General features: G+C 50.8%; 5 protein-coding genes. 1 reads left to right on the top strand and 4 read right to left on the bottom strand.

Features of this window, described 5'->3' with window-relative positions; genetic code table 11:
• The first annotated feature begins 106 nt into the window (after positions 1–106).
• Complete coding sequence (locus tag ROSEINA2194_RS06030) at positions 107–859, top strand: Shedu anti-phage system protein SduA domain-containing protein (RefSeq protein WP_004607960.1); 753 nt, start codon at positions 107–109, stop codon at positions 857–859.
• A 10-nt stretch (positions 860–869) separates the two neighbouring features.
• On the opposite strand, the gene ROSEINA2194_RS06035 is transcribed toward ROSEINA2194_RS06030, so the two are convergent.
• The 4 genes from ROSEINA2194_RS06035 to ROSEINA2194_RS06050 form a co-directional block, all read right to left on the bottom strand.
• Positions 870–1,058 (bottom strand): hypothetical protein, encoded by a 189-nt coding sequence (locus ROSEINA2194_RS06035; RefSeq protein WP_004607959.1) that lies wholly within the window; start codon positions 1,056–1,058, stop codon positions 870–872.
• Positions 1,055–1,765, bottom strand: a complete 711-nt coding sequence (locus tag ROSEINA2194_RS06040) for a DUF4366 domain-containing protein (protein WP_007884522.1) — start codon at positions 1,763–1,765, stop codon at positions 1,055–1,057. Before ROSEINA2194_RS06040 ends, ROSEINA2194_RS06035 begins: the two co-directional genes overlap by 4 nt.
• Positions 1,758–2,036 carry a DUF4315 family protein gene (locus ROSEINA2194_RS06045; protein ID WP_004607957.1) on the bottom strand — a complete coding sequence of 93 codons (279 nt, stop codon included), beginning with the start codon at positions 2,034–2,036 and terminating at the stop codon, positions 1,758–1,760. Before ROSEINA2194_RS06045 ends, ROSEINA2194_RS06040 begins: the two co-directional genes overlap by 8 nt.
• A gap of 38 nt (positions 2,037–2,074) precedes the next feature.
• Positions 2,075–3,831 (bottom strand): C40 family peptidase (locus ROSEINA2194_RS06050; RefSeq protein WP_007884524.1); only part of this gene is annotated, 1,757 nt, incomplete at its 5' end.

Genomic DNA, 3,831 nt, shown 5'->3' on the forward strand with positions numbered 1-3,831 from the left:
TGTTGAGCTACACATAAACTAATTTCATTTTCTGTTCTCCTTTCGGTTGTTTTAGGTTTGAAATTGGTTTATACTTTAAGCATTACTATAAGAAACAGGTGACAATATGAAATCAATACATACTTTCGATGTTTTTGCTCCTACTGATGAACAGGAAGAAGCAATGAATAAAAAACGTGGCGGGCATTACAGGCGCGGTAAAAACAAAGAAATGGATTACTTTATTGAGTGTGCTACTTCGCTATTTCCCAACAACCATTATTCAAGGTTCACACCTATATATGATACGACAAAAGAGTTTTATCAACTGATTACTTCTTCCGATACAACAGAAAGAGCTATACTAAATTGGATAGCTTCTAATCGTGCATGGAATTATTTGTTTGGCTTATTACGGCATTATTACAGAACAGGACACCATGACGATAATTATATCTTTCCAGAGTTCAAAATCGGGTCGGCTTATGTGGCTGATTATCTGCTCATAGGTAATAGTTCAGACGGTTATCAATTTGTCTTTGTGGAATTAGAAGCTCCCAACGGGCGGATAACAAAAGAAAAAGGTACTCGTTTCGGGGAAGTAATCAATAAAGGGATTGAACAGGTTAGGGATTGGCAAATGTATATTGCTGCAAATTGGAATGTAATTGTAGCAGAATTGGAAAAGCACTCATTCTCCAATACAAAGTTACCCAGACAATTATACAAATATTGCCCTTATCAAATCTACTATGCTGTGATAGCCGGACTCCGTAAAGATTTTGAGAATATTCGTGATAGAAAGCTCCAACTGCAAAATGAAAATAACATAACACTTTTGCATTACGAAAATCTCATAGATGTTGCAAACGAAAATTAAAAGTCCATTTTCAGCGTTCCGGCTCACTTGCCTTTTTCTCCTGTACCTGTTTCAGACAGTAGCCCACACAAGGGAGCTGCCCTTTGTACGGACAGGAAGCGCAAGCCGGGGAATGGGGAACGGGCGGCGCATTGTCACGCCGCCCGCCCGGTCTTTGTATCATCATCTTTTCAAAGGGATTGTCGGTAAACAGGGTCATGCTTCCTCGTCCTCCTGTTCTTCATCAGAAAGCCCGTCCCCCTCGTCCGGCTCGTCCTCGTCGTAGTCGTCAAAATCGAAATCTTCAAGGTCGGTGCCGCCCTTGACGTTTTGCTTCGGCTTCATAAACTTAAAATAATAGAACGCGCCCCCGCCGCCAAGAAGTGCCACGACAAGGAAAAGCACAAGCCCGCCCGCATTGCCTTTCTCTTTGGGCAGCTCCGGCGGTTCCTCGGTTTCCGGCTCTGCTTCCTTGCCGCTGCAAGCGGTCGTGTTGTCCTTGCAGACGGGGCAGCTCACATTTACCTTTCCGGCTTCGCATTTTTCGGTGCAACTGCAAACGGCGGGCGGGGCTGCTTCGGTGCTTCCGTCCTCCATAAGTGCTAAGAGGTCGGCTTCGTCCACTTGATTAAGGAAATGTACGGTGTTCTCGCCCTCGTCGTCCCGGTCAATGAGGATATAAAAGTAATTGCCGTTTTTGGTCGTTACGGTGATAAGCTGCTTGTTGCCGCCGAAATCGTCTACAAGGGTCGCGTTCCCGTCCGGGGTAAGGGGTTCTTCCTTTTGGGGTTCCTCGTAGACAACGCCGCTGTCGTTGGTGTCGTCCTCTCCCTCCGGGGTCTGTGCAAAAGCGGTGACGGAAAAGCCGCCCGAAAGCATAAGGGCGGCGCAAAGTGCGGTCAGTGTTCTAAGGATTTTCTTATTCATTCTCGGTGTCCTCCATTTCTTCGGTGTCGTGGTCTGCGGGTTCTGCGGGGTAGCCCGGCGCGGCTTCCATGCCCGGAATACCGCCCCCGGAAAGCATAGCGGAAAGCTCATGCGGGGAAAGGCGCATGGAGCGCACAAGCTGTACGATTTGCAGGTTTTCCGCTTCGGTTTTCTGCGCTTCAAGCCCCCTTAATTTATTCTGGTACTCGGTGATTTTCTCGCGGGTCTTTGCAATCTCCTTGTCGATACGTTCAATTTTGTTCATAGCCATCAATAAATTTCTCCTTTCAGATTTTCATTTTTTTGTTGTCAGTTCCAATTCATTAAGCCGTAGCCCTTGATACAGGAGTAATTGACGGGGTAGCTCTTTATCTTGCAGGCGTCGCCGGAATTGCCCTCGACGGTATAGACGCGCTCCCCGTCCGTCCCGATAACAAGCCCTACATGGTCTGCGCTCCCGTCCCCGTCCCAGTCGAAAAAGATAGCGTCGCCGGGGGCGATATTCTCATAGCCCCTCGCGCCCCATTGCCCGCGTGACTGGAACCAGGGTACGCCCTGTGACTGGCACCCGGCAAAGCGCGGCTCGCTTTTCCCGGCTTGATTGTAGCACCATGAAACAAAACAGGCGCACCATTCCACGCGGCTGTTAAATCCGTACCAGCTCCAAAAGGGTCGCCCGCCTACGTTGCCGACTTGCCGCTTCGCAAGGTCTACAACGGCGGTGTTGCCGGGGCGTGTGCCGTTTACAAGCTGTACGCCGCTTAAATCCTCGGACGCGCCCATATCGGGGGAGCCGCCGCCGAAAATCAGCGGCTTGTTTCCGCTTGTTTCCAGATAGACGCGGTACATTTCAAGCTGCTGTGGCGTTAGAAGTTCCTCCGCAATCTCGGAAATGGGCTTGTTCGTCAGCTTCACGTTGAGGATATGGTACTCGTAGGGTACTTCCTCGCTGGTCGTTCCCCCTGTTTCCGGGTCTGTGCTTGTTTCTGTGCGGTAGCGGATTTCCGTTTCTTCCGTCAGCGTCAAAGTGTACTGCATGGCAAAGACGCGGTTTAGTTCTGCCTGTGCGCTCTGCGGGGTGTAGGTCTGTAAAAGGGCGGTGAGGTAGGACGCTAACTCATGGGGGTTATGCCCGATACTGTCAAGGTCATAGCGGTATTCGTCATAGCCGGGGTGGGTGCTTTCGATATTGTCAATCTGCTGCTGAAGCTCGTTTTCCTTTGCGGCGTAATTATTTTCCGTCGCCACAAGGTCGCTGTCCTCCGACGTGTAGGAAGTCCCAAGTATGCCGTTCATCAAGCCGGAGAACATGGAGCCGCAAGAGGAAAGCCCCGCCGATACCATGATGAATAAGAGCAGCGCGGCAACGGCGATACATACGCCCGCCGGGTGCCGCCCTACAAAAGCGATTGCCTTTTTTGTTTCCTCGGCGGTCTTTTTTGCCGCCTTGCGGGTGTTCTCTGCGGCTTTCTGCGCCGTTTTTGCGCCGCCTTTCCTTGCCGACTTTGCATACTGCCGCTTGATTTGCTGCTTCTGCATGAAGCGGGAAAGGGGATTGCCCGCAATCTGCGGATTGTCATGTAGGGATTTATGGTACTGGAAATCCACATTCGCCTTGAACGCCGCTTTCTCTGCCTTTGCCGCCGCCCGGTAGGGTTTGAGCTTGTGGCTGCGGTAGCCCTCCTTGACTTTCCGCGTCCCGTACTTTGCGCCGCGCTCTGCCAGTTCTTCGGATTTGTGCGCCCCCTCAACGCCGGAATTGTCCTTTTCAACGGAATGTATCTTGTTGTGGACGAAAATACCCGCTTCCTGTGCGGGGCGGGATAGCGGGTTATTGTGGGGCTTATTCCTTCCTATGGGCTTTTCCTGTTCCTCAAAATGTAGGCGGGTCTTGCCTTTCCCGGTGGCTTCATCAAAGGTGCGCTCCCGTACAAGTTTCTTTTCTTTGGGGATAGCCGCCTTTGCCGCGTCCAGACGGTCGGCTGCTTTGTCCGATTTTCGGATATACCTTTCAAGCTCCGGCGTTGCCCGTTCCTCGTCGGTAAACTGCAAGCGGGAAGATTTTT

Origin of the sequence: Roseburia inulinivorans DSM 16841, from assembly GCF_000174195.1 — a bacterium.
Classification (GTDB): Bacteria; Bacillota; Clostridia; order Lachnospirales; family Lachnospiraceae; genus Roseburia; species Roseburia inulinivorans.

Excerpts from the sequence above, each read along its gene's own strand:
- ROSEINA2194_RS06030 (WP_004607960.1), top strand. The coding sequence starts at position 107 with ATGAAATCAATACATACTTTCGATGTTTTTGCTCCTACTGATGAACAG.
- ROSEINA2194_RS06035 (WP_004607959.1), bottom strand. The coding sequence starts at position 1,058 with ATGACCCTGTTTACCGACAATCCCTTTGAAAAGATGATGATACAAAGA.
- ROSEINA2194_RS06040 (WP_007884522.1), bottom strand. The coding sequence starts at position 1,765 with ATGAATAAGAAAATCCTTAGAACACTGACCGCACTTTGCGCCGCCCTT.
- ROSEINA2194_RS06045 (WP_004607957.1), bottom strand. The coding sequence starts at position 2,036 with ATGGCTATGAACAAAATTGAACGTATCGACAAGGAGATTGCAAAGACC.